At 52.9% G+C, this 24,030-nt stretch carries 16 protein-coding genes and 1 pseudogene; 8 read left to right on the top strand and 9 right to left on the bottom strand.

Annotation, left to right across the window (positions count from 1 at the left end; translation table 11 throughout):
- The first annotated feature begins 4 nt into the window (after positions 1-4).
- Both HC231_RS03765 and HC231_RS03760 read left to right on the top strand, forming a co-directional pair.
- A complete protein-coding gene (locus HC231_RS03765) occupies positions 5-577 on the top strand; it encodes a hypothetical protein (protein ID WP_121590030.1) in 573 nt (190 codons plus the stop codon).
- Between the two features lie 64 nt (positions 578-641).
- A complete protein-coding gene (locus HC231_RS03760; protein ID WP_208229790.1) occupies positions 642-1,070 on the top strand; it encodes a hypothetical protein in 429 nt (142 codons plus the stop codon).
- A 108-nt stretch (positions 1,071-1,178) separates the two neighbouring features.
- On the opposite strand, the gene HC231_RS03755 is transcribed toward HC231_RS03760, so the two are convergent.
- From HC231_RS03755 to pdhR, 6 genes are all read right to left on the bottom strand, one after another.
- Positions 1,179-2,351 carry a dienelactone hydrolase family protein gene (locus HC231_RS03755; protein ID WP_208229789.1) on the bottom strand — a complete coding sequence of 391 codons (1,173 nt, stop codon included), beginning with the start codon at positions 2,349-2,351 and terminating at the stop codon, positions 1,179-1,181.
- A gap of 180 nt (positions 2,352-2,531) precedes the next feature.
- Positions 2,532-4,823: a hypothetical protein gene (locus HC231_RS03750; protein ID WP_246494678.1), complete on the bottom strand. Its 2,292-nt coding sequence runs from the start codon at positions 4,821-4,823 to the stop codon at positions 2,532-2,534.
- Positions 4,824-5,241: 418 nt separating this feature from the next.
- A complete protein-coding gene (gene lpdA, locus HC231_RS03745) occupies positions 5,242-6,669 on the bottom strand; it encodes a dihydrolipoyl dehydrogenase (RefSeq protein ID WP_208231210.1) in 1,428 nt (475 codons plus the stop codon).
- Positions 6,670-6,940: 271 nt separating this feature from the next.
- A complete protein-coding gene (gene aceF, locus HC231_RS03740) occupies positions 6,941-8,815 on the bottom strand; it encodes a pyruvate dehydrogenase complex dihydrolipoyllysine-residue acetyltransferase (RefSeq protein ID WP_208229788.1) in 1,875 nt (624 codons plus the stop codon).
- 14 nt (positions 8,816-8,829) lie between these two features.
- Entirely contained in the window at positions 8,830-11,493 is a 2,664-nt protein-coding gene (aceE, locus tag HC231_RS03735) for a pyruvate dehydrogenase (acetyl-transferring), homodimeric type (protein ID WP_208229787.1), read from the bottom strand.
- Between the two features lie 199 nt (positions 11,494-11,692).
- Entirely contained in the window at positions 11,693-12,457 is a 765-nt protein-coding gene (pdhR, locus tag HC231_RS03730; RefSeq protein WP_208229786.1) for a pyruvate dehydrogenase complex transcriptional repressor PdhR, read from the bottom strand.
- 660 nt (positions 12,458-13,117) lie between these two features.
- Here pdhR and HC231_RS03725 point away from each other — a divergent pair.
- A complete protein-coding gene (locus tag HC231_RS03725; RefSeq protein ID WP_208229785.1) occupies positions 13,118-14,476 on the top strand; it encodes an amino acid permease in 1,359 nt (452 codons plus the stop codon).
- Between the two features lie 73 nt (positions 14,477-14,549).
- On the opposite strand, the gene ampE is transcribed toward HC231_RS03725, so the two are convergent.
- The gene (ampE, locus tag HC231_RS03720; protein WP_208229784.1) at positions 14,550-15,404 is read right to left on the bottom strand and encodes a beta-lactamase regulator AmpE; all 855 of its coding nucleotides are present in this window, start codon (positions 15,402-15,404) and stop codon (positions 14,550-14,552) included.
- Positions 15,401-15,976, bottom strand: coding sequence for a 1,6-anhydro-N-acetylmuramyl-L-alanine amidase AmpD (gene ampD / locus HC231_RS03715; RefSeq protein WP_208229783.1), 576 nt, complete (start codon positions 15,974-15,976; stop codon positions 15,401-15,403). Before ampD ends, ampE begins: the two co-directional genes overlap by 4 nt.
- A 421-nt stretch (positions 15,977-16,397) precedes the next feature.
- Between ampD and nadC the strand changes: the two genes are divergently transcribed.
- The 4 genes and pseudogenes from nadC (at position 16,398) to hofC (ending at position 20,677) form a co-directional block, all read left to right on the top strand.
- A complete protein-coding gene (nadC, locus tag HC231_RS03710) occupies positions 16,398-17,288 on the top strand; it encodes a carboxylating nicotinate-nucleotide diphosphorylase (protein WP_208229782.1) in 891 nt (296 codons plus the stop codon).
- Between the two features lie 293 nt (positions 17,289-17,581).
- Complete coding sequence (gene ppdD / locus HC231_RS03705; protein WP_208229781.1) at positions 17,582-18,028, top strand: prepilin peptidase-dependent pilin; 447 nt, start codon at positions 17,582-17,584, stop codon at positions 18,026-18,028.
- Positions 18,029-18,030: 2 nt separating this feature from the next.
- Positions 18,031-19,475: pseudogene (gspE, locus tag HC231_RS03700) on the top strand (type II secretion system protein GspE).
- Positions 19,472-20,677 carry a protein transport protein HofC gene (gene hofC / locus HC231_RS03695; protein WP_208229780.1) on the top strand — a complete coding sequence of 402 codons (1,206 nt, stop codon included), beginning with the start codon at positions 19,472-19,474 and terminating at the stop codon, positions 20,675-20,677. Before gspE ends, hofC begins: the two are co-directional and overlap by 4 nt.
- Positions 20,678-20,744: 67 nt before the next feature.
- Here hofC and HC231_RS03690 read toward each other — a convergent pair whose 3' ends face one another.
- A complete protein-coding gene (locus HC231_RS03690; protein WP_208229779.1) occupies positions 20,745-21,785 on the bottom strand; it encodes a GMP reductase in 1,041 nt (346 codons plus the stop codon).
- Positions 21,786-22,215: 430 nt separating this feature from the next.
- Between HC231_RS03690 and HC231_RS03685 the strand changes: the two genes are divergently transcribed.
- Positions 22,216-23,793 carry an alpha-N-arabinofuranosidase gene (locus HC231_RS03685; RefSeq protein WP_208229778.1) on the top strand — a complete coding sequence of 526 codons (1,578 nt, stop codon included), beginning with the start codon at positions 22,216-22,218 and terminating at the stop codon, positions 23,791-23,793.
- The last annotated feature ends 237 nt before the right edge of the window (positions 23,794-24,030 follow it).

The following is a 24,030-nucleotide window of genomic DNA, read 5'->3' as shown; positions in this document are numbered from 1 at the left end:
TATTATGGAACCTATTTTCCTGCAAAATGAAGTGGGGATGGTAGTTCGGGGGAAAAATAGCGCTGAACATACTCCCGGACTGTTGGAACAACATGCCGATTGTATTTTAAGCAACGGAGCGCCAATTGGCTTCTATGGCCGCGGTGAAGGATATTCCAACTCATTCGGTACCGTGGGTTTAGGAATGGAGGGGTATGTGCTGACCTACGAAGACTTTTCCTCAAAAGCGTACGGCAGGCCATACTATATCGATGCGAATGAGGCCAAGCGCTACAATCTTGTCTCCACCGTCCTGCTAGTGGGGGTTTCCAGTGCTGAAGCCACACTGTTCGACGCCGCCTGGAATGATATAAAGAATCATCCCGATACATTTAATATCGTGGGGAATAACTGCTCCACGCATGCGAGCCTGGCCTTCGTCAAGGCGGGCATCCTGCCTTCGGAGATTTCCGGCCTTGATACGCCCGACCAACTTTATCGGCAAATTGTCGCGGTAAAAAAAGGATTGACGCGTTCCTATTCCGGCTATGTCGGATTCACGCCGGATAAGGATAGGTATTATGTTGAAGTACAATAGCGCGAGAGGTTTGCTAACACCGGCGATACTCGCCTTACTGCTTACCGCGTATTCAGGAGCCAGCATGTCCTTTTTATTTAGCAAAAAAATTGAGATCACTGCGGAAAACGCCATGTTCAAAGGTGTGGAAACGGCATTGCCCAGCCGAAAGGCAGTAATTCAGATTAAAAACGTTGAAGCGGATCATAAACTTTCCTCGTCAGTCACGCGTTCGCCATCGCTAATTTCCGGCTATCCCGATCCGGTGCTGGTTGAAGGAAAAGTGTTAAGCAGCAGTGATGCCGCGTTGACGGGTAAATCAGTGTCGTTGCGCCTGTCAAAGCAGGAATGGGAGCGCATTAACGCCGGCGTTAATGACGCCGTCGGCATCGGCATCGTGGATACGCATGATGGCTACGGTCTGATTTGTCTGGAAAACCTCTCATCCCGCGATGACGCCGCAAAAAAAACGTGGTTGGCTAGCGATACCTGCCGTAAACGCTGGGATAATTAGCCGCGGCGAGAAATCACGGCGGCGTGGTCGCAAAGAAATTGAATATGGCATACCGAAATTCGCGTATATTTTTGAAATTATAACGGGGCCGGGATTCGGCCCCCGACATTAGTCCTCCGCCGGGACGAGCCAGCGATCCAGCCAGCTAAACACGGCTTCCTGCTGTTCTTGCTCGAATACATGACCCCGTTGCGGCCAGAGTTTGGTTTCCAGTTTGGCGTCCGCCTGCTGCGAGCGCCAGACGCGATGCATTTTGTCATACGCTTGCTGCACCGAACCGATCGGGAACAGGCTATCCGCGGCGCCGTTGAAAAGCAGCATCGGATTGGGAGCGGCAATGCTGGCGACATCAGGAAAATCCAGGCGCGCGGGCAGTCCGGGATGCTGCATATAAAAGGCCGACTGGCCGCGCAGCACGTTATTACCCGGCGTCATCAGCCCGCTATAGGTGCCGATCCACGATACCGCCGCCGTAGCGGCAATCTTGTCGGACAGCGCCGCCAGCTGCCAGGCGCGGTACGCGCCCATGGAAAACCCGACCGCGCCGATACGCGCTTCATCCACCTGCGGCAGCGATGCCAGAAAGTCCGCGGCCCGCATATCCTCATAGGCCATCAACCCCGCCAATGAGCGCCCCAGATTGAAGAAGTTGCTCGCCAGCGCCTGCTGCCGTTCGTATTGCATCGGCCCGCGATTGCCCCAGCCCAGCGCGTCTACCGCCAGTACCACATAGCCGCGTTTCGCCAGCTCATCGCCAATAAAACGTCCGGAGAAAAACTTATCCGCCCATGCCTGCGCGGAAACAAGCTGTTGTTCATTTCCCCACGGTTTGATCACTTTCTCTTTGCCGATATCAAATTTCGATCCGTGATCGTGCAGCAGGATCACCGCCGGATGAGGTCCGGGCGTTTTAGGCGTCAACAGCAATGCGCTGACCCGGCTTTCATCCGTCAGATTAAACGCGACCTTCTCAGCCAGATAGCCGCCGCGATCCTGCCGGGCAAGCGGCTGCGGCGCGAAAGCGCGGGTTGAATCGGGCGTCAGCAGTAAAGCGCGCAGCGTCTGACGAGCATGGTGCTTCCAGTCTTCGAAGCGAACATGCTCGCTCACCAGCCAGGAATCCGGATAAGTCATACGCTGTTTAAGCTGAGGATAAAACACCGGCAACGCATCATCCGTCACCGCCGAAGTTTGATACGTCATGTCATGCGCCATAAGTGAAGGAGTGAACAGGCTGACCGCCAGCAACCAGAACGGCGCTCGTCGTGAAATGTACGTCATAATAGCCCCAAAGATAATGCGTTGTTTTTCTTTGAGACAAAATTGTAAAGCGTTGAACAACAAATAACCGGGCAGCCGCCACATTCCGCGCAACCGGCTGAAAAATCCCGGCGGCCTCAATGCGAATTCACGCAAGCCGCCAGAAGGAACTCCGCAATAAAAATAACCGATTAATCTTAATCAGGGAAAGGGGATTGCCCGCAGCGGCTGGTGGTTGCGCCAATCTTTAATCTTGTCGACCTCGAACAGGCTAACACGCGTAAAGTCTGGCGACGACATTTCAAGGCGGCCGTCGTATACCAGATATCCGCCGTATTCCACGGGAAGAATGATTTCCCCCTGCTCGCTGATTATCCCTACCCGTTTATGCTTACCGGCAGAGTCGGATACTTTCAGCGCATAGGCATTAATTTCAGACACATACTCCAAGTCGTCGCCGCTACGCGTTAGCAGAACCCTACCCTGCTTATCCATCAGGCTGACCTTTTTTTCTCCGGTAACGATAACGCGATCCCTATCATCAGCCACCGTAATAAAGTGGCCCGTTGCCAATACCCGTCCGTCTTTATCAAGTAAATCCTCAGCGATGCGCTTTCTTACTTCGATGCTACCTGTGGCTTCAATTTTGATATGGGAAGCAAGAAACACGCCGTTGTGCCAACTGAGTTCTTCATACGCCGGCTGCAACCGCCATTGCTGATTTTTCAGATCGTACAACCCCAGCTTTTTGCCGTCGCCGCTAATCGCGAGCCGCTGTTCAACAATGCCTTCCAACTCCAGCGTCTGATGAAGGAGTTTTCCTTTTTCATCAAACACCCACACGCCATGTTTCTTGCCGCCGTCGCCTTCTTCCGCGGTTTTAGACCTGATGGCCAGTATATAAGGAGGCGTTTCTTTAAACTCGAAAACGCCATCATCAGGCTGGCTGATGATCAAATTTCCCTGACCATCAAGCAGGCCGATATCAAGACTAAAATAGCGATCTTCCGGTTGGGGAGAAGCATAGGTTTTACTGTCGTACTTAAATAGGTTGTTTCTCTCTGCGCCGGCAATGGCCGGAAAACGGCTGAGGTCAAGCTGTTGCAACACATGCAGAAACATCAGTCGCTCTAAAGGCGTTCCGGCGTCATGAGGCACCATAAACTGCAACCTGAGTCCCTCTCCGACATTAACGTTGTATTCGTAGCCATGGAATGCGCTGTTACCGTAAATAAATACGTCGCCTAGCTGTTCACCTTTCGGGACGATTTGCCTGATTTCGGCCATCAGTTCAGGTATTGATTGGGTGGTGACGGAAAAATAAATATCATAGTGCAAGGAGTCTGACGGAAACTTTACGCGGATACGTTTCAATTCCCGTTTGATAAAACGTTCAGGCTTCGCCATGCGCAGATCGATTTCTTTCCAAATGGTTTCCTGCAAATCGGCGGCGTTAAGTTCGTCAGCGATCTTGATTCCATATTTTTCTTCCAGCGCCTGCTGAGATAACGCCACATCACGCATAGAGAGCGCCTGGGCGCCGCGGTAGCGAACATCCATGGTTCGCAGCACGGCAAACGCTCTGGCGAGCTGCGTCACGTCCTCGGCGTTCGCTAGCCCGAAAAAGTAACGCTGGCCAACCTCATCATATTGAAAATAAACGGTTTCAAGCTGTTTACTCTCATTATAATACGCGGCGCCGTGGTCCGATTGAAACAGTATTCCATGCTTATATTTCAGCCATGAAGCCAGGTTGAAATCGCTCTTTTTGCCGCTAACGACAAACAGGTCGAAGTCGGTTTTATGCTGCCGGTCATGATAGGAGTAGATCCGCGTATTTTTATTTTCTCGGTTGATCAGGAGCCGCTCCATCCTGCGGATATAAATGCCAAACTCCCACAGTTTTATCTTGTCGTAAATTTTAAACGGCAGCTTGATAGTGAAATTCTCGGCGGGAGAAAACGGAATGCCGGGAAAATCGTCCATCGGTACACGATTAAACGTGTCTTTTTCCTCAACAAGCCGCGCCTGATAGGCTTTTTCTCTCTCGTCGAGATGCTGTTTGATCTTGATTAACGCCGGCGCCTGAGCGGTGGTTTTTTTCAATACCAGGGTAATTTGGCAGTCATAAAACGCGCAGGCCAATTTTTTATCGGAAACCAGTCGAATCGTGTCTTCCCCATCGACCTTTATCGTATGCCAAACGGCGTTTAGCTGTACCCTTGCGGCTTTAATATTCTCGGTCGCTTTTCCGTCAGGGGTATAATAAATCACCTCCGTCGGCATAAAATTGAAATAGGCGTTGTCTTTGATGCTTTTGATTTGTCCGACGATGCTTTTTTGAAATGACGCGTCCCCTTCACCGAGCGCCTTGTTATTGTCAAATACCACCTGGATATCATCAATCAGATACACGCCTTCCGTCAGCGTGCCTTTACCGCTGCATACCGATGCCCATAACGCCAGCACGATAACGCCCAGATACCTTTTCATCTCCGTATCCCTGTAAACTAAAACGATCTCTGCGCGCAAAGCATGCCAAGGTCAGTCATTCGTCAGCGAAATTATGTTATCAAGAAGGCTGTTATAACGAGATTGCGTCAGCAATCGCCTTTCTACGTTCGCCCGTCAGATTAAATGCCGCGTTCTCAACCAGATAGCTGCGGACAATTGCGCTAAACATATCAGAAACCAGCGTCAGCAACCATCATGTTTCCCGCCGTTCGCCAGTCAAACTTCGCTGCAATTCAGGCCGCGGTAAAACGAGGGCCGGCTCCGATCGCGCCTATTTGTTGCCGGCGGAGAATGAGAAAGAACATTGCTCCCATCGCCGGTAACCGACAGCGGCAAAAAAAAATCCGGTGCCTTTACGGCGCCGGATTAGATTCATGCGGTTTGAACGCGAACAAAATTACTTTTTCTTCTTCGCCTTCGGGTTCGGCAGGTCGGTGATGCTGCCTTCATAAATTTCAGCCGCCAGACCAACGGATTCATGCAGCGTCGGGTGAGCATGGATGGTCAGCGCGATATCTTCCGCGTCACAACCCATCTCAATCGCCAGACCGATTTCACCTAACAGCTCGCCGCCGTTAGTACCGACAATCGCCCCGCCGATAACGCGATGCGTCTCTTTGTCGAAAATCAGTTTGGTCATACCATCCGAACAGTCGGAAGCAATGGCGCGCCCGGACGCCGCCCACGGGAACGTCGCCGTCTCAAAGCTGATGCCTTTCTCTTTCGCTTCTTTCTCGGTCATGCCGACCCAGGCCACTTCCGGCTCGGTATAGGCAATGGACGGGATCACTTTCGGATCGAAATAGTGCTTCTTACCGGCGATAACTTCAGCGGCGACGTGGCCTTCATGCACGCCCTTGTGCGCCAGCATCGGCTGACCGACGATGTCGCCAATCGCATAGATATGCGGCACATTGGTGCGCATCTGCTTATCGACGCGGATAAAACCGCGATCGTCGACTTCAACGCCCGCCTGACCGGCATCCAGCGACTTACCGTTAGGCACGCGGCCGATCGCCACCAGCACCGCATCATAACGCTGCGGTTCGGCCGGCGCTTTTTTGCCTTCCATCGTGACGTAGATACCGTCTTCTTTGGCTTCTACCGCGGTCACTTTGGTTTCCAGCATCAGGGTAAACTGCTTGCTGATGCGTTTGGTGAAGACCTTGACGATGTCTTTATCGGCGGCCGGGATCACCTGATCGAACATTTCCACCACGTCGATCTGAGAACCAAGCGCATGATACACGGTCCCCATTTCCAGACCGATGATGCCGCCGCCCATGATCAGCAGACGCTCCGGCACGCTTTTCAGCTCCAGCGCATCGGTGGAATCCCATACGCGCGGATCTTCATGCGGAATAAACGGCAGTTGGATCGGACGGGAACCGGCGGCAATAATCGCGTTTTCGAAATTAATCGTTGTTTGGCCGTTTTCGCCGTCGACAACCAGCGTATTGGCGCCGGTGAATTTACCCAGACCGTTAACCACTTTGACTTTACGGGCCTTCGCCATACCGGACAGGCCGCCGGTCAGCTGAGTGATAACTTTCTCTTTCCACAGACGAATTTTATCAATATCGGTTTTAGGCTCGCCGAATACGATGCCGTGCTCTGCCAGCGCTTTCGCTTCTTCAATCACTTTAGCAACGTGCAGCAAGGCTTTGGAAGGGATACAACCCACGTTCAGACATACCCCACCCAGCGTGGAGTAGCGTTCTACCAGCACGGTTTCCAGGCCCAAGTCCGCACAACGAAATGCAGCCGAGTAACCTGCAGGGCCGGCACCAAGTACCACCACCTGAGCTTTAATTTCAGTACTCATCATGACCTCATGTTTTGTTTGTCCGGCGGCCAGACGACTTTCTTATGGCGAGTTAATTTAAGTACGCCTTTCATCCGCCGGGACGCTTTCATCGCCAGCAGTTTACATAATTGTTAACAACCTGCAAATTGCCAGCAAATGAATAGTGTCTCAACAGTGCCGCCTGATAACATTTAAGCACCTAAACCCATTATCTGGATCTTTAGCTGCATAATATTGTTAGCAACACTGACGTTAACAAAAAGGCCGGCCGCAAGGCCAGCCTTTACGGTTACATTACCAGACGACGAATGTCAGACAGCATGTTGTTGATGATGGTAATAAAACGAGCGCCATCAGCACCGTCAATGACACGATGGTCGAAGGACAGAGATATCGGCAGCATCAGACGCGGCACAAACTCTTTACCATTCCAGACCGGTTCCATCGCCGACTTAGACACACCCAGAATAGCGACTTCCGGCGCGTTGACAATCGGCGCGAAATGCGTCGTGCCGAGGCCGCCGATGCTGGAGATAGTGAAGCATCCCCCCTGCATTTCGCCTGCGGTCAGCTTACCGTCGCGCGCTTTCTTGGAGATCGTCATCAGTTCACGAGACAGTTCGACGATGCCTTTCTTGTTCACATCTTTGAACACGGGAACCACCAGACCATTCGGCGTATCAACCGCCACGCCGATGTTGATGTATTTCTTCAGCGTCAGACGTTGACCGTCTTCGGACAGCGAACTGTTGAAACGAGGCATCTGCTCAAGAGCAGCGGCAACGGCTTTCATGATGAAAACAACCGGGGTGATCTTCACATCCAGTTTTTTCTTCTCGGCTTCTACGTTCTGCTGCTTACGGAACGCTTCCAGATCGGTGATATCCGTTTTGTCGAAATGGGTAACATGCGGAATCATCACCCAGTTACGGCTCAGGTTGGCGCCGGAGATTTTCTGGATACGGCCCAGTTCGACTTCTTCAATCTCACCGAACTTGCTGAAGTCCACCTTCGGCCAAGGCAGCATGCCCGGCAGACCGCCGCCGCTAACGGCCGGCGCCGACTCGGCGCGTTTAACCGCCTCTTTCACATAAGCCTGCACATCTTCGCGCAGAATGCGGCCCTTACGGCCGGTGCCCTTCACTTTGGCCAGATTAACGCCAAACTCACGGGCCAGACGGCGGATAACCGGCGTCGCGTGAACGTAAGCGTCATTTTCGGCGAATTCGCCTTTCGCTTCCGCTTTCGCGGCAGGCGCGGCTTCGGCTTTCTTCGCCGGGGCGGCGGCTTCCTGCTTGGCGGCGGGCGCGGCGGCCGGGGCTGCGCCCTCGACTTCAAAGACCATGATCGGCGAGCCGGTTTTCACTTTGTCGCCGGTGTTGATTTTGATCTCTTTTACCGTACCGGCAAACGGCGCCGGCACTTCCATCGAAGCCTTGTCGCCTTCAACCGTGATCAGCGACTGTTCGGCGGCAACCTTATCGCCTACCTTGACCAGCACTTCGGTCACTTCCACTTCGTCGCCGCCGATATCCGGCACGTTGACGTCTTTCGCCGCAGACGCGGAGCCGGCGGCCGGAGCAGCCTGGCTTTCTTCTTTCGCCGCAGCCGGTGCGGGTGCGGCGCCAGCGACTTCGAATACCATAATCAGCGAGCCGGTTTTCACTTTGTCGCCGGTGCTGATTTTGATCTCTTTAACCACGCCCGCGAACGGCGCCGGCACTTCCATTGACGCTTTGTCGCCTTCAACGGTAATCAGCGACTGTTCGGCTGCGACGCTGTCGCCGACTTTAACCAGCACTTCGGTGACTTCAACTTCATCATCGCCGATGTCCGGTACATTAACCTCTTTGCTGGCGACGGCCGCCGCCGCCGGCTTGGCGTCTTCTTTCTTCTCTTCTGCCTTGGCGGGCGCGGCATCGGCCGCGCCGTCGGCGGAATCGAAAATCATGATAAGTTTGCCGGTTTCAACTTTATCGCCGACAGCAACTTTGATCTCTTTTACCACACCGGCCTGAGGGGAAGGCACTTCCATAGAGGCTTTATCGCCTTCTACGGTGATCAGCGACTGTTCAGCTTCGACCTTGTCGCCCACCTTCACCAGCACTTCGGTGACTTCAACTTCATCTGCACCGATATCCGGTACGTTGATTTCGATAGCCATGTAATCTTTACCTCTTATGCCAGACGCGGGTTAACTTTATCTGCATCGATTTCGAACTTGGCGATCGCGTCAGCAACCACTTTCTTATCGATTTCACCGCGTTTGGCCAATTCACCCAGGGCCGCAACCACGACGTAAGACGCATCCACTTCAAAGTGGTGGCGCAGGTTCTCACGGCTGTCGGAACGTCCGAAACCGTCGGTTCCCAGCACGCGGTAATCGCTGGCCGGAATGAAGTTGCGAATTTGCTCAGCGAACAGCTTCATGTAGTCGGTTGACGCTACGGCAGGCGCATCGCTCAGAACCTGGGCCACATAAGGAATATGCGGTTCTTCGGTCGGGTGCAGCATGTTCCAGCGTTCGCAATCCTGACCATCACGAGCCAGTTCGGTGAAGGAGGTCACGCTGAAGACATCGGAACCGATACCGTAGTCTTTCGCCAGGATCTGCGCCGCTTCACGCACGTGACGCAGAATAGAACCGGAGCCCAGCAGCTGTACTTTGCCTTTGCTGCCTTCAATCGTTTCCAGCTTGTAGATACCCTTACGAATACCCTCTTCCGCACCCTGCGGCATGGCAGGCATGTGGTAGTTTTCGTTCAGCGTGGTGATGTAGTAGTAAATATTTTCCTGCGCTTCGCCGTACATACGATGCAAACCGTCATGCATGATGACGGCGACTTCGTAAGCATAGGCCGGATCGTAAGAAATACAGTTCGGAATAGTCAGCGACTGAATGTGGCTGTGGCCGTCTTCATGCTGCAAACCTTCGCCGTTCAGCGTGGTACGGCCGGAAGTCCCGCCGATCAGGAAGCCGCGAGCCTGCTGATCGCCCGCCGCCCAGCACAGGTCGCCGATACGCTGGAAACCGAACATCGAGTAGTAGATATAGAACGGGATCATCGGCAGGTCGTTGGTGCTGTAGGACGTTGCCGCCGCCAGCCAGGATGCGCCGGCGCCCAGTTCGTTGATCCCTTCCTGCAGGATCTGGCCTTTCTCGTCTTCCTTATAGTAGGCGACCTGTTCGCGGTCCTGCGGGGTGTACTGCTGACCGTTCGGGCTGTAAATCCCGATCTGACGGAACAGACCTTCCATACCGAAGGTACGCGCTTCATCGGCGATAATCGGAACCAGGCGATCTTTGATCGACTTGTTCTTCAGCATCACGTTCAGGGCGCGAACGAAAGCGATGGTGGTGGAGATCTCTTTGTTCTGCTCTTCCAGCAGAGGACCGAAGTCTTCCAGCGTCGGCAATTCCAGCTGTTCGCTGAATTTCGGCTGACGGGTAGGCAGATAGCCTTCCAACGCCTGACGGCGCTCATGCAGATATTTGTACTCTGCGGAATCTTTATCGAAAGTAATGAACGGCAGTTTTTCGACGTCTTCATCACTGACCGGCACATTGAAGCGATCGCGGAAGTAACGCACGCCTTCCATGTTGATTTTCTTAACCTGGTGAGCGATGTTCTTACCTTCAGCCGCTTCGCCCATACCATAACCTTTAATGGTATGCGCCAGAATAACCACCGGCTTGCCCTTGGTTTCCTGCGCTTTTTTCAGCGCGGCGTAGACTTTCTTCGGATCGTGGCCACCACGGTTCAGCGACCAGATCTGATCGTCGGTCCAGTCTTTCACCAGCGCAGCGGTTTCCGGATATTTACCGAAGAAGTGCTCGCGGACATAGGCGCCGTTCTTGGACTTGAAGGTCTGATAGTCGCCGTCGACGGTTTCATTCATCAGTTGGATCAGTTTGCCGCTGGTATCTTTACGCAGCAGTTCGTCCCAGCGTCCGCCCCAGATAACCTTGATCACTTCCCAGCCGGCGCCGCCGAAGATGCCTTCCAGCTCGTTAATGATCTTGCCATTACCGGTAACCGGGCCATCAAGACGTTGCAGGTTACAGTTGATAACGAAGACCAGGTTATCCAGTTTTTCGCGGGTGGCGATGGTGATCGCGCCTTTGGATTCCGGTTCGTCCATTTCACCGTCGCCCAGGAAAGCGTAAACGGTTTGTTTAGAGGTATTTTTCAGGCCGCGGTGCTCAAGGTATTTCAGGAACTTAGCCTGATAGATAGCGCCAATCGGCCCCAGGCCCATGGAAACGGTCGGGAACTGCCAGAATTCCGGCATCAGTTTCGGGTGCGGGTAAGAAGACAAACCTTTACCGTGCACTTCCTGACGGAAGTTGTTCATCTGTTCTTCGGTCAGGCGGCCTTCAAGGAAGGCGCGGGCATAAACGCCGGGAGAGATATGACCCTGGAAGTAAACCAGATCGCCGCCGTCTTGTTCATTGCGCGCGCGGAAGAAATGGTTAAAGCACACTTCATAGAAGGTTGCGGAAGACTGGAAAGAAGCCATGTGACCGCCCAGTTCCAGATCTTTTTTCGAAGCACGCAGCACCGTCATTACCGCATTCCAGCGAATTGCTGAACGAATATGGCTTTCCAGATCCAAATTGCCTGGATATTCCGGTTCATCTTCTACTGCGATGGTGTTGATGTATTGGCTTGCAGCGCTGCCGGCAGCAACGCTCACTCCGCCTTTACGCGCTTCGCTCAATACCTGATCAATCAGGAACTGAGCGCGCTCAACACCCTCTTCACGGATGACCGATTCGATCGCCTGCAGCCAGTCGCGGGTTTCGATCGGATCCACGTCATTATTTAAACGATCTGACATGGTTATTCCTTATCTTCTCTAATAAGTTAGTTTGTTGGAGCCTGTCTTCCTGTGCTCTGCCCAACTGAAATCTGAGTAAAAACACACGAAGACAGGCTCGTCGTCGTAGTCGCCGCATTCAGAGTCCAAAGAATTCCCGCCATCCTTCAGGTTGCCGGCGCATTGGCCGCATCTTGAAATCTATTGGGTATAAGGACGCTCAATCCTTGCGTTGCTGGAGCCGGCGTAATGACCTTTCTCGTCGGCTATTTTCCCGGTTAAGATCCAGCAGTACTTCCTCAATAAACGCCAGATGACGATGTGATGCTTCGCGCGCCCTCTCAGGCTCGCGGGCGACAATCGCTTCAAAAATCCCGGCGCGATGAATGCCCACCTGCGCCAGCACTTCCCGGCTTAGATAAAGCAATTCAAAATTCTGTCTTACATTCTGTTCAAGCATCGGCCCCATGCAGCGCAGCAGGTGCAACAACACCACATTATGGGTCGCTTCCGTTACGGCTATCTGATACTGCATAACCGCTTCCGATTCCGCCTCCAAGTCACCGGCATCCCTGGCCTGCTGAATAACCGCATGACACTCCCGGATACGCTGCAAATCCGACTCGGTTCCGCGTAGCGCGGCGTAATAAGCGGCAATGCCTTCTAACGCGTGACGGGTTTCCAGCAGATCGAATTGCGATTCAGGATGATTGCTCAATAGCGCCGCCAGCGGATCGCTGACGCTTTGCCATAGATTGGCCTGTACGAAAGTACCACCGCCCTGACGGCGCAAAAGTAATCCTTTGGCTTCCAGGCGTTGAATGGCTTCTCTCAGAGAAGGGCGGGAGACATCGAACTGCTTGGCCAGTTCACGCTCCGGGGGCAGTTTCTCGCCGGGGCGTAAAGTTCCTTCAAGAATCAGAAACTCCAGTTGTTGCTCAATCACATCTGATAGTTTGGGCTGACGGATCTTGCTGTATGCCATGGTTGATTCATCTCTGCGAAAAGGCGCGGAGTCAATTGGTAATACCAATTTCAAAAACGTGACGCTAAAGTAACAAATTATTCACCTTCTGTCCATAAGGACGTTGAGTAAAATCACCAATCCCCCCAGATTTTAACAAATGCACGAAACGCGTAAGGCAAAGTGATAGTACATCGGCGGTATTACCATTAATTCCCTTCTTTATGTTTTAACTTTCATGAAACGAAAAACGGACGATGCTGAACCGTTTAAACATCAAAAAATGTGAATTTTAATTCATATAATTTAATTTTTTATTCAATTTGACTTTAGGTGGACGCCATTTCCGCGAACCATTATCTCGGTCAATTGGGCAAGTTAACGACGGAAAGGTAAAAAAACAGGATAAAAGAACGAAGCGCCAAAACGCGCCCTGACGATCGGAATGGCCGGCCCACGAGTGAGGCATTGATGCGGTTATGGTTTTTCTTCACAGCCCATCAAGAAATCAGTGCAATCTTTTTTGCTTGCCACTATTCTCTGACAAACGATAGAGGTGTAGAAGTAATAGTTAGCGCTTTATCGTAAAAATAAAATTACACGAACGTAACCACACAAATACGCTGCGCTTTTTCAGGAGGCAGTACGTTTTTGTTAACAATGGGCTAGAGGGTTAAATTAATGGATGGTCAACAACAAGACGGAACGTTAAAGCGTGGCTTAAAAAACCGTCATATTCAGTTGATTGCCCTGGGTGGCGCGGTGGGTACCGGGCTTTTTCTCGGAATTGCTCAAACGATAAAAATGGCTGGACCGTCAGTTATTTTAGGGTACGCCATCGGAGGGCTGATCGCCTTTCTTATCATGCGTCAACTGGGGGAAATGGTGGTAGAAGAGCCGGTGGCCGGTTCTTTCAGCCATTTTGCTTATAAGTACTGGGGGGACTTTGCCGGTTTTGCCTCTGGCTGGAACTATTGGGTTCTGTATGTACTGGTCGCCATGGCCGAGCTCAGCGCGGTGGGAATCTATGTACAGTATTGGTGGCCCGATATCCCCACCTGGGTTTCCGCCGCCGTCTTCTTTCTGGTGATTAACGCCATTAATCTGGCGAACGTCAAAATTTACGGTGAAATGGAATTCTGGTTCGCCATCATCAAAGTGGCGGCCATTATCGGCATGATCGTGTTTGGCGGCTGGTTGTTGATTAGCGGCACCGGCGGCCCGGAAGCGACGGTCACTAACCTATGGGCGCAGGGCGGCTTCTTCCCGAACGGCACGACCGGGCTGTTGATGGCGATGGCCGTGATCATGTTCTCGTTCGGCGGGCTGGAACTGGTCGGGATCACGGCGGCAGAAGCGGATAATCCGGAAAAGAGTATTCCACGCGCCACAAATCAGGTTATCTACCGTATTCTGATCTTTTATATCGGTTCGCTGACCATCCTGCTGTCGCTTTATCCATGGGGCAAAGTCGTGGAAGGCGGCAGTCCTTTCGTGATGATCTTCCATGAACTGAACAGCAACGTGGTGGCGACCGTGCTGAATATTGTGGTGCTGACTGCCGCGCTGTCGGTTTACAACAGCTGCGTTTATTGCAACAGCCGCATGCTGTACGGCCTGTCCAGACAGGGCAATGGCCCTAAAGTACTGCGCAAGGTCGATAGCCGCGGCGTTCCTGTGGTGGCCATTGGCGTTTCCGCCCTGGCTACCGCGTTCTGCGTACTGATCAACTATCTGATTCCCGGTAAAGCGTTTGAATTATTAATGTCGCTGGTGGTTTCCGCACTGATGATCAACTGGGCCATGATCAGTCTCGCCCATTTGAAATTCCGGGCGAAGAAAGATAGCGAAGGCACGGTAACCAAGTATAAGGCGCTATTTTATCCGCTGGGCAACTATATCTGTCTGCTGTTCCTGGCGGGTGTGCTGGTCGTGATGTACCTGACGCCGGGCATACGGATATCAGTCTTGCTGATACCGGTATGGTTGATCATTCTGGGGATTGGCTACTACATCAAACAGAAAAACCAAAACCGTTAAGGTTTCATCCGACGGATACGCAAATGGCCGATATTTATCGGCCGTTTTTCATTTATTTCTGCCGCGATAACACTCACACCAGCGCGCCATAAATCGTCAGTAAAGCCACCACGACCACCAGCGCCAACGTAACTTTCTTCGCCAGCGCTACCGCCGCCCTTGGCGTTTCGACGGGATCGATATGAGGTTCGCGCGCCAGCGAATATTGCGCCAACTGAGTCAGAACCCAATATTGCGAACTGCGGTAGTCGCCAAGCGAGGCGAACCATGCCGGCAAAGCCTTCTCGCCGTGTCCCAACAAAGCATAAGCCACGCCGGCCAGGCGCACCGGGATCCAGTCAAGCCAGTGCAGCAATGAATCAACGCCGGATTGCGCGCGCTCCAGCGGCGTGTTACGACGCGCCAGCCAGGTCTGCCGGGCGCGTAAGAAAGCGTAGCCCGCCACAGCGACAGGGCCATAGGGACCGGCTACGGTAAACCAAAACAAGGGCGCCAAATAAAACCGAAAGTTAATCCATAGCAGAGCGTTTTGAAGCTCTTTCAGCCGTTCTTGTTCTCCGGCCCCTACGGGTAAACCGTGAATTAACGCCAGCTCCGAGGCCATTTCCTGACTGGCGTCGAGCTCCCCCTTCTGGGCCGATTGCAGATAGCGGCGATAGTGCCGGCGAACGCTCCCTGCGCCAATACACATCAGGCAGATAACAATCCACAGCACGAGTAGAGCCAGACCGAATAAAAGCCCATCGGCCAGCCATAACAGGATGGCCGCAGCGCCCATGCAGCAAAGCGTCAGGAACAGGGTTTGAAATAAAGAAGGGGGCGATAGACGGCGAAACACGGCTTCAAGACGGTGATCCAACTGCCAATGCTCACCCAGTTTGAACAGACGCTCCCACGCCAATACCAGCAACAATGTAAATAGCGTCATCGTTTTATACTCCCTTCGTTCTTTATCCAGTTTTCCTGCAACAGGCGGTGATATAGATCCCAATCAAAAGCCGGGCCAGGGTCGGTTTTACGGCCGGGCGCAATATCACTGTGTCCGGTAATTCGCGACGGCGTAATAGGATAAGCGTCAATCAGCAGCCGGGTTATCGCCGCCAGTTGAGAATATTGTTCTGTAGTAAAAGGTAACGTATCCGTTCCTTCCAGTTCGATGCCAATTGAAAAATCGTTACACCGCTCACGTCCTTCAAAAACAGAGACGCCCGCATGCCAGGCTCGCAGATGAAAAGGAACGTATTGAATAATTTCCCCATCCCGGCGAATCAGGCAGTGCGCAGAAACCCGTAAATGGCAGATAGCGGCAAAATAAGGATGCGCCGCCGGATCCAGCGTCGCGGTAAATAGTTGATCAATGTAAGGACCGCCGAATTCCCCCGGCGGCAAACTGATGTTGTGGATCACCAGCAGAGAAGGAGCTTCATCGTTGGGGCGACTATCATAGTGTGGGGAAGGTATGTGTTTTACTTCAGATAACCAGCCATTTTCCAAAAGCATCGGCGATAACCTCGCATCTTGTCGTTTGCCGGGCTGAATAAGGTACTGTTAATTGGAACAATGTTTAACAAAAAACCTTTCCGCCACAGATTACCATGTTTCTCGACATCATACCTAACCAACTGGATATAAAAGGTTTATGGCTTTCCCTGCTCATTGGCGCAACATGATAAACCGCCTTGACCACCGGCGATCGTTTGCTTACCGGATAACCGCTTCCTACGCCAATCCTCAGACGCCGACGCCATCATCGTCTTGCGCGATGACGTCTCCGGCGAAAATAAAGCCCGCGCCTTTCCGGCTGATGGCGGCAAACGCGCCTAACACATCTAATTAATTGAATTATAATGAATATCCATTCTGGATGTCATCCCCTAAACAAGATAGCATATAGCCCCGGATCCCCGTCGGAGTTTTTGTAATGACAACACGCCGCTACAGTCAGGAACAGCGCCAAATCGAGCTGTTCAATCGTATCGCACAGGATATTCCCGCCAGCGTTCAACTGGCATTACGTGAGGATTTGGGCGGCGTTGTCGATGCCTCTCAAGATATTACCGCACAATTATTACCGGATAATATTCAGGCCCATGCCCGTATTATCACCCGTGAAGCCGGTATCTTCTGCGGTAAACGCTGGCTTGAGGAAGTCTTTACCCAACTTGGCGAGGCAACGTCCATTACCTGGCATGTTGCCGATGGCGATGCTATCTCTCCCAACCAAACCTTGTGCGACATAACCGGCCCCGCCAAACAACTTTTAACGGGTGAACGTACCGCGCTGAATTTTCTGCAAACGCTCTCCGGCGTGGCGACCGAGGTCAGCCATTACGTCGCTATACTGGCCGGCACCCGTACCCGGCTGCTTGATACGCGTAAGACGTTGCCGGGGCTACGAACTGCGCTGAAATATGCCGTGTCATGCGGCGGCGGCGATAACCACCGGCTTGGCTTATCCGATGCCTTCCTGATTAAGGAGAATCACATCGTTGCAGCCGGTTCTATCAAACAGGCGGTGGAGAAAGCCTTTTCGCTGCGTAGCGATGTGCCGGTAGAAGTGGAAGTGGAATCACTGGATGAATTGCAACAGGCTCTGGATGCCGGAGCGGACATCATTATGCTGGATAACTTCAGTCTGGATAAAATCCGTGAAGCGGTGAAGATCGCCCAAGGCCGCGCCCTGCTGGAAATATCAGGCAATGTAACAATAGAGACGCTGCGCGATTACGCAGAAACCGGCGTGGACTACATTTCCGTCGGCGCATTGACCAAACATGTCCGCGCATTGGACCTGTCGATGCGTTTCCTCTAAGTGAAATTTGCCTGGCGGTTTTATCGTCCAGGCGCTTGAGCGGCATCGTTTATCAGTAGATAGAGCGTTTCGTCTTAAGAGACGCATCCCCGCGTTATAACGCTCTCCTCTCCTGGTATTTCCACTGCGCCGAATCACTTTCGCTATTGCGGAACGGCTCGCAAAAAATATTCAATAATCAGCAAATCACCAACTTTTTTTCGCGCCGGATTCCCGCCTCAACCCGCCCCTGTCGCCAACTGCCGGCTCTTTTTCTATCTTGTCGATATACCGACCACGACAGGGAAATATCTATGAGTAAACAACAGGGGTTTACGCTGGTTGAATTGATGATCGTCATCGCGATTGTCGCCATTCTCAGCGCCATTGGCGTACCGGCTTATCAGGGATATCTGCAAAAAGCGGCGATGACCGATATGCTGCAAACGATGGCGTCATATAAAACCGCCGTCGATCTTTGCGGGCTGGGAAATGCGGCTTTCTCTAGCTGTAATGCAGGGAAACAGGGGATTCCCGCCAGTCAGTCCTCGCGCTATGTCAGCGCGGTAAGTGTTAGTCAAGGCGTTATCACCTTAACCGGACAATCTACGTTACAAGGGCTGAGCGTAATACTGACCCCCGAATGGGATACCGCAACCAGCACGCCGCGCTGGACAAAAAATTGCGTTACCGAGAGTAATGCGGACAACCTGCAATCCGCCTGTCAGGATGTTTTCCGTTTTGATGATACGGCAGGTTAACGATGGTTGACGCAGAGCATCTCGCCAATGAATTACAGATACTGTGCCAACGCTATCACGCCCTGCTCCTGAACATGGATGAACAGACCTTGTCGGTGGCAGTAAATGGCCCGCCCACGGCGGAAATGATTGCCGCGCTGCGTTTCGCCAGCAACCGCCAGATTCTGATAGAACAATGGCCACAGGCGAAGCTGGAACAACAGCTCAGCCCGGTAAATGCCGTTGAGGAGCCGGCGGAGGATTACCATACGGAGCCGGACGACCATATCCATGACGACGATACGCCCGCGGTTCATTTTATTAATCAGACCTTGCGTCTGGCGATTCAGCGTCGCGCATCAGATATTCATTTGGAACCGTTGGCGACTTATTATCGCGTCCGCTTGCGCATTGACGGAGTATTGCAGGAAATCCCGGCCGCGCCGGTTGGGCTGACCGCGCGCATTACCGCCCGGCTGAAAATAATGGGTAAGCTGAATATCGCTGAGCGGCGCTTGCCGCAGGATGGCCAATTCAGCATCACGCTGGATCAGCAGGCCTATTCGCTACGTATTTCGACATTGCCAGTACAACATGGAGAAAAAGTGGTGCTGCGGATACAGCAAACTCAGCGGCAAGAGCTGGCATTGGATAAGCTGGGGCTTTCGGACATCGATCTGGCCCGCCTGATCCAGGCGCTCAGTTCGCCGCAGGGGCTGATTCTGGTGACCGGCCCCACCGGCAGCGGCAAAACCGTTACGCTGTACAGCGCCATACGCTGGCTGAATAACGTCAGCCGCAACATCTGTAGCGTGGAGGATCCCATTGAAATTCCACTACCGGGGATTAACCAGACGGCGATCAACCCTAAAGCCGATCTGGATTTTAGCCGGATATTGCGGGCGATGTTACGCCAGGATCCCGATGTAATCATGGTCGGCGAAATCCGGGATGCCGAAACCGCTGAAATCGCCGTTAAAGCCGCGCAAACCGGGCATCTGGTGATGTCGACGCTACATACCAACTCCGCGGTGGAAACCCTGACCCGGCTAAGCCATTTGGGCATCCCCGGCTATCTGCTCGCCGCGGCCCTGAAGCTGGTGATATCCCAACGCCTGGTGCGCCGCCTGTGTCCCCATTGTAAAACCCAGGCCGCCCCCTTGCCCGCCTGCCAGCGGAACTGTGGCGCGGCCCGTTGAACAACTGGCAGGCCGCAGGCTGTAATCACTGCTTTTCCGGTTATTACGGCCGTGTCGCCATCTATGAACTGTTAGTCGTCACACCCGAGTTACAGCAAGCTCTGGCCAATAACGCGAACAACAATCAACTCACTCAGCTCTCGCGGGAGTCCGGCCAGACCACATTGCTTGCAGCCGGTTTATCTCTGGTCAATGAAGGGGTAACGTCAATAACAGAGATCTATCGCATTGTCGGCGCAGGCATCCAAAATCAGGAGACTGCGCAATGAAATGGGAGCGCTTATATCACTGGCGGGCCATCACCCAGGAAGGGATATTGGTCCACGGAGAGATCATCAGCCCCTACCGGCAACAGGCCTATACCCGTTTGATTATTCAAGGGTATCAACCCTTGTCATTGAGAACAGGTCAGTTTCTGTCACCTCGTTACTGGAAAGGAGAGCAGCTCAGCGAACTGATCAAGCAATTAGCCATGCTTTTACGCGCGGGTCTGCCGCTGCTGGAAGCCATTAAGCTGATGGCTGAACAGCATCAACGGCCCGCCTGGCGCTGCATATTAAAAGAGATCGGCGCCCGGATCGCGCAAGGAAAAGCACTGTCTGAAACGTTGACGGAATATCCGCATATCTTTCCTGTCATCTATCGTTCACTGATCGCCGTAGGCGAATTAACAGGAAATCTCGATGAATGCTGCCTCCAGTTAGCCCGGCAACAGGAAGGGAAATCCCTGCTACAGCAAAAGGTAATCAAAGCGCTGCGCTACCCCTGCTTCGTATTGATCATCGCGACGCTGGTCAGCGTACTGATGCTAACCCTGGTATTACCGGAGTTTTCCAGCCTGTATGCCTCTTTCGATACGCCGCTTCCCTGGTTTACCCAGCAGTTGCTGCATCTGGCCGATGGGATCCGCAATTATGGTTTGACCGGGCTTATTCTCGTATTCGCTGCGTTATCGGGTTATTTCGACCTACGGCGGCGCAGACCATTCTGGCGGGAAAAAGAGCAGGCCTGGCTACTAAAATTGCCGGTCATCGCTAATCTGATTCGGGGCAACTGTCTGTGTCAGATATTTAATATACTGTCGATGACGCAGCGCGCGGGACTCACATTGCCGGCGGGATTAGACGCGGCCGCCACGATCCGCCACCCCGTTTATCAGAACGCCATCCAACAAATTCAAACGGAGATCCAACAGGGCGTTACTCTTCATGACGCAACACAACGATATGCGACGCTGTTTCCAGCGCCTTGCCGGCAACTCATCCGCGTCGGCGAGGAAACCGGGGAATTAGATGCGTTGTTTATGCAGTTGGCGCAATGGTATGAAAGAAAAACGCGACAGCAGGCGGAAACGCTAATGCAAACGATGGAGCCGGCGATGATGTTGATTGTTGGGGGAATGGTCGGCGCGCTGGTGATTGGAATGTATTTACCGATTTTTCAACTGGGCAACGTATTGGCCGGCGCATAAACCGGCCAATATCATCAACTATCCATGCCATCACAGCCGTCAAAATCCGCGGACGGCTGATATCAAATTAGTTATTGAAAACGCGGTTCTCCTGCTCGGCAACGCGAATAAACGTGGTACGTTTGGTCAGCTCTTTCAGACGGGAAGCCCCGACATAAGTACAGGCGGAACGCAATCCCCCCAGGATATCGCGCACGGTGTTATCAACAGGGCCGCGCAGCGGCAGTTTAACCGTTTTGCCTTCGGCGGCGCGATACTCTGCGACCCCGCCGACATGGCGCTCCATCGCCGAAGCGGAACTCATGCCGTAGAACAGCATCATTTTTTCGCCATTCTCATCAACGATAGTGCCTTCACACTCATCATGTCCCGCCAGCATACCGCCCAGCATGACGAAATCCGCACCGCCGCCAAAGGCTTTGGCCACGTCGCCCGGCGCAGTACAACCGCCGTCGCTGACTATCTGTCCGCCCAGTCCATGCGCGGCATCGGCGCACTCAATCACAGCGGAAAGCTGCGGATAGCCAACGCCCGTTTTCACTCGGGTGGTGCAGACCGAACCCGGTCCGATGCCGACCTTCACGATATCCGCGCCGGACAAAATCAGCTCTTCGACCATTTCCCCGGTCACCACATTACCCGCGCAAATAACTTTATCCGGGCAGGCTTCGCGCGCTTTTTGCAAAAACGTGACAAAGTGTTCCGAGTAGCCATTGGCGACATCGATACAAATGAACTTCAGCTCCGATGACAGAGCCAGAATTTCCTTCAGTTTGGTGAAATCGGCTTCCGAGGTGCCGGTCGACACCATAACGTGGCGTAACACAGATGCGGATGAACGCTGAACAAACGCCGTCCATTGTTCCAGTGAATAATGTTTATGGACCGCCGTTAATACGTCGAAGGATGCCAATGCTTCCGCCATACGAAATGTGCCTACGGTATCCATATTGGCAGCGATAATCGGCACACCTGACCAGTCACACCCGGCGTGGAGAAAGGTGAATTGACGTTCCAGTTCAACGTCGGAACGGCTTTTGAGAGTAGAACGCTTAGGTCGGATGAGAACGTCTTTAAAACCTAACTTTAAATCTTCTTCAATACGCATGAGGTTCGAATTCCTGGTTAGTGGCGATGGTTCGCAAAAATTGTGATCGGCGAAATTAATGCCATATCCAGTGACGTTATCATACGCGGGAATAATCCTGCGACAAGAGTGTGAATTTACTTTCTTAAGTGGCGACGATGAATATTTAGCGGGCGCCCCCGGCCATCATCACGGCTTGTAACGCCGACTACAGACTCAAACCTCAGACAAGCCGCCGGAGTGAATATATGACGTCTGAAACGTTAATATTAAGGATGGCGAGGGCGGAAATGTGACGTACGCTATATCGCCATCCGGTTAATCTCTATAATCTTTACCCCTGATATAACACCGGATTGTCACTGGTTATCGACCAGGCAAAACCTGAGTGGGCTCTCACAAGAGGCTCGCTCAGGTTTTTTTTTATCTTAAATATTATTACGGGATGATTATGAGAAAGATGAAACTTTCGGTACTAATGATGGGATTGGCGGGGTTGATGTCGAGCGCCGTCGCAGAGAGCCGCATCGAAGCGACACTGAAAGCCGAACAGCCCGGCCCCCAGATATCGCGTTATATCTACGGCCAGTTTTCTGAACATTTGGGGCGCGGCATTTACGATGGCATCTGGGTCGGCCCCGACTCCCCCATTCCGAACACGCGCGGCATCAGAAACGATGTCGTCGTAGCGCTCAAAGCGATCAAAGTGCCGGTCGTGCGCTGGCCGGGAGGTTGTTTCGCTGACGAATATCACTGGCGTGACGGCATAGGACCGCGCGATAAACGCCCGGTGCGCAAAAATAACTGGTGGGGCGGCGGTCTGGAAAATAACGCCTTCGGCACCCACGAGTTTTTCGACTTTGCCGAGCAGGTCGGCGCGGACGCCTATATTTCAGTTAATGTCGCGTCATCCACGCCGACGGAAATGCGTGAATGGATCGAATATTTAACTTCCAAGGAGCAGGACAGTCTGGCTAACGAGCGCCGCGCCAATGGCCGCGACGAGCCGTTTAAGGTGCCGTTTATCGGCATCGGCAATGAAAGCTGGGGCTGCGGCGGCAATATGACGCCGGAGTATTATTCCAATGAGCTGCACCGCTGGGGATCTTTTTTCCATAAAGACGGCCTCAATTTCCATGAAGGCAATGACAACACCGCGCAGCGCGTCGCTTCCGGCGCGAATAACGATGATACCCACTGGACTGACGTGGTCATGAAAAACGCCGCGTTTCATATGGATGCAATCTCTTTGCATTTCTACACGGTACTGACGGGCGAGTGGGTAAACCGCAATCAGGCCAGCGCGACGGGTTTCCCTGAAGAGCAGTGGAACGCGATTTTCCAGCAAACCTTGCGCATGGACGATGTGCTGCAGCAGCATATTGCCGTTATGGATAAGAACGATCCGCAAAAACGCATCGGTCTGTTCGTTGACGAATGGGGCACTTGGTATAACGTTGAGCCCGGCACCTATGCGGGTCATCTGTTCCAGCAAAACACCCTGCGCGACGGTATTCTGGCTGCCGCCAACTTCAATATTTTTCATAAATATGCCGAGCGCGTGCGGATGACCAACATCGCTCAGGCCATCAATGTACTGCAGGCGATGATTCTGACCGAAGGTGACAAGATCGCGCTGACGCCGACCTATTATGCCTTCAAGATGTATGTGCCGTTCCAGGATTCTACCGCTATCCCGCTTGATGTGAAGGCGCCGCAGCTGACTTACGGCGGCAAATCGTTCCCGGCTTTCAATGTTTCCGCCGCCAGGGCGAAGGACGGCAAGATATATATAGGCGTCGCCAACATGAACCTGCGCGAAGGCTATGATCTATCCATCAACCTGGGATCGCTTAAAGCGAAGTCTGTTTCCGGTGAAATACTGACCAGCGCGGTCATGGATGCGCACAACATTCCCGGCCAGCCTGAAGTTATTCATCCGGTCAACTATCAAGATGGCAAGATTAACGGCTCGGTACTGGCATTGAAAATCCCTGCCAAATCAGTGGTGGTGGTGAGCCTGGAGTAAATGGGACTAAATCGCCTCACACCATTTTTTGCCGAAGCGTTCAATATGCCGCGCTGCCGGCAGCCCTAACGGGACGGGGCCCATGGATGGGCCGAGTAACAGAGCCTGCTCACACGCGACTTGAAGTATGACGACGATAGCGGTGAGGCGGCATATTGATTTGAACCTCGCCGGAAGCCGCGGCCATACTGGCGTCCGTCTATCTTTCCGCCGTTTTATTCCACGCGCAAAACTTCC

The sequence above is a fragment of the Brenneria izadpanahii genome (assembly GCF_017569925.1).
In the GTDB taxonomy this organism is placed as follows: Bacteria; Pseudomonadota; Gammaproteobacteria; order Enterobacterales; family Enterobacteriaceae; genus Brenneria; species Brenneria izadpanahii.
This window is presented reverse-complemented; position numbering and strand designations above follow the sequence as displayed.

Excerpts from the sequence above, each read along its gene's own strand:
- HC231_RS03765 (WP_121590030.1), top strand. The coding sequence starts at position 5 with ATGGAACCTATTTTCCTGCAAAATGAAGTGGGGATGGTAGTTCGGGGG.
- HC231_RS03760 (WP_208229790.1), top strand. The coding sequence starts at position 642 with ATGTCCTTTTTATTTAGCAAAAAAATTGAGATCACTGCGGAAAACGCC.
- HC231_RS03755 (WP_208229789.1), bottom strand. The coding sequence starts at position 2,351 with ATGACGTACATTTCACGACGAGCGCCGTTCTGGTTGCTGGCGGTCAGC.
- HC231_RS03750 (WP_246494678.1), bottom strand. The coding sequence starts at position 4,823 with ATGAAAAGGTATCTGGGCGTTATCGTGCTGGCGTTATGGGCATCGGTA.
- lpdA (WP_208231210.1), bottom strand. The coding sequence starts at position 6,669 with ATGAGTACTGAAATTAAAGCTCAGGTGGTGGTACTTGGTGCCGGCCCT.
- aceF (WP_208229788.1), bottom strand. The coding sequence starts at position 8,815 with ATGGCTATCGAAATCAACGTACCGGATATCGGTGCAGATGAAGTTGAA.
- aceE (WP_208229787.1), bottom strand. The coding sequence starts at position 11,493 with ATGTCAGATCGTTTAAATAATGACGTGGATCCGATCGAAACCCGCGAC.
- pdhR (WP_208229786.1), bottom strand. The coding sequence starts at position 12,457 with ATGGCATACAGCAAGATCCGTCAGCCCAAACTATCAGATGTGATTGAG.
- HC231_RS03725 (WP_208229785.1), top strand. The coding sequence starts at position 13,118 with ATGGATGGTCAACAACAAGACGGAACGTTAAAGCGTGGCTTAAAAAAC.
- ampE (WP_208229784.1), bottom strand. The coding sequence starts at position 15,404 with ATGACGCTATTTACATTGTTGCTGGTATTGGCGTGGGAGCGTCTGTTC.
- ampD (WP_208229783.1), bottom strand. The coding sequence starts at position 15,976 with ATGCTTTTGGAAAATGGCTGGTTATCTGAAGTAAAACACATACCTTCC.
- nadC (WP_208229782.1), top strand. The coding sequence starts at position 16,398 with ATGACAACACGCCGCTACAGTCAGGAACAGCGCCAAATCGAGCTGTTC.
- ppdD (WP_208229781.1), top strand. The coding sequence starts at position 17,582 with ATGAGTAAACAACAGGGGTTTACGCTGGTTGAATTGATGATCGTCATC.
- hofC (WP_208229780.1), top strand. The coding sequence starts at position 19,472 with ATGAAATGGGAGCGCTTATATCACTGGCGGGCCATCACCCAGGAAGGG.
- HC231_RS03690 (WP_208229779.1), bottom strand. The coding sequence starts at position 21,785 with ATGCGTATTGAAGAAGATTTAAAGTTAGGTTTTAAAGACGTTCTCATC.
- HC231_RS03685 (WP_208229778.1), top strand. The coding sequence starts at position 22,216 with ATGAGAAAGATGAAACTTTCGGTACTAATGATGGGATTGGCGGGGTTG.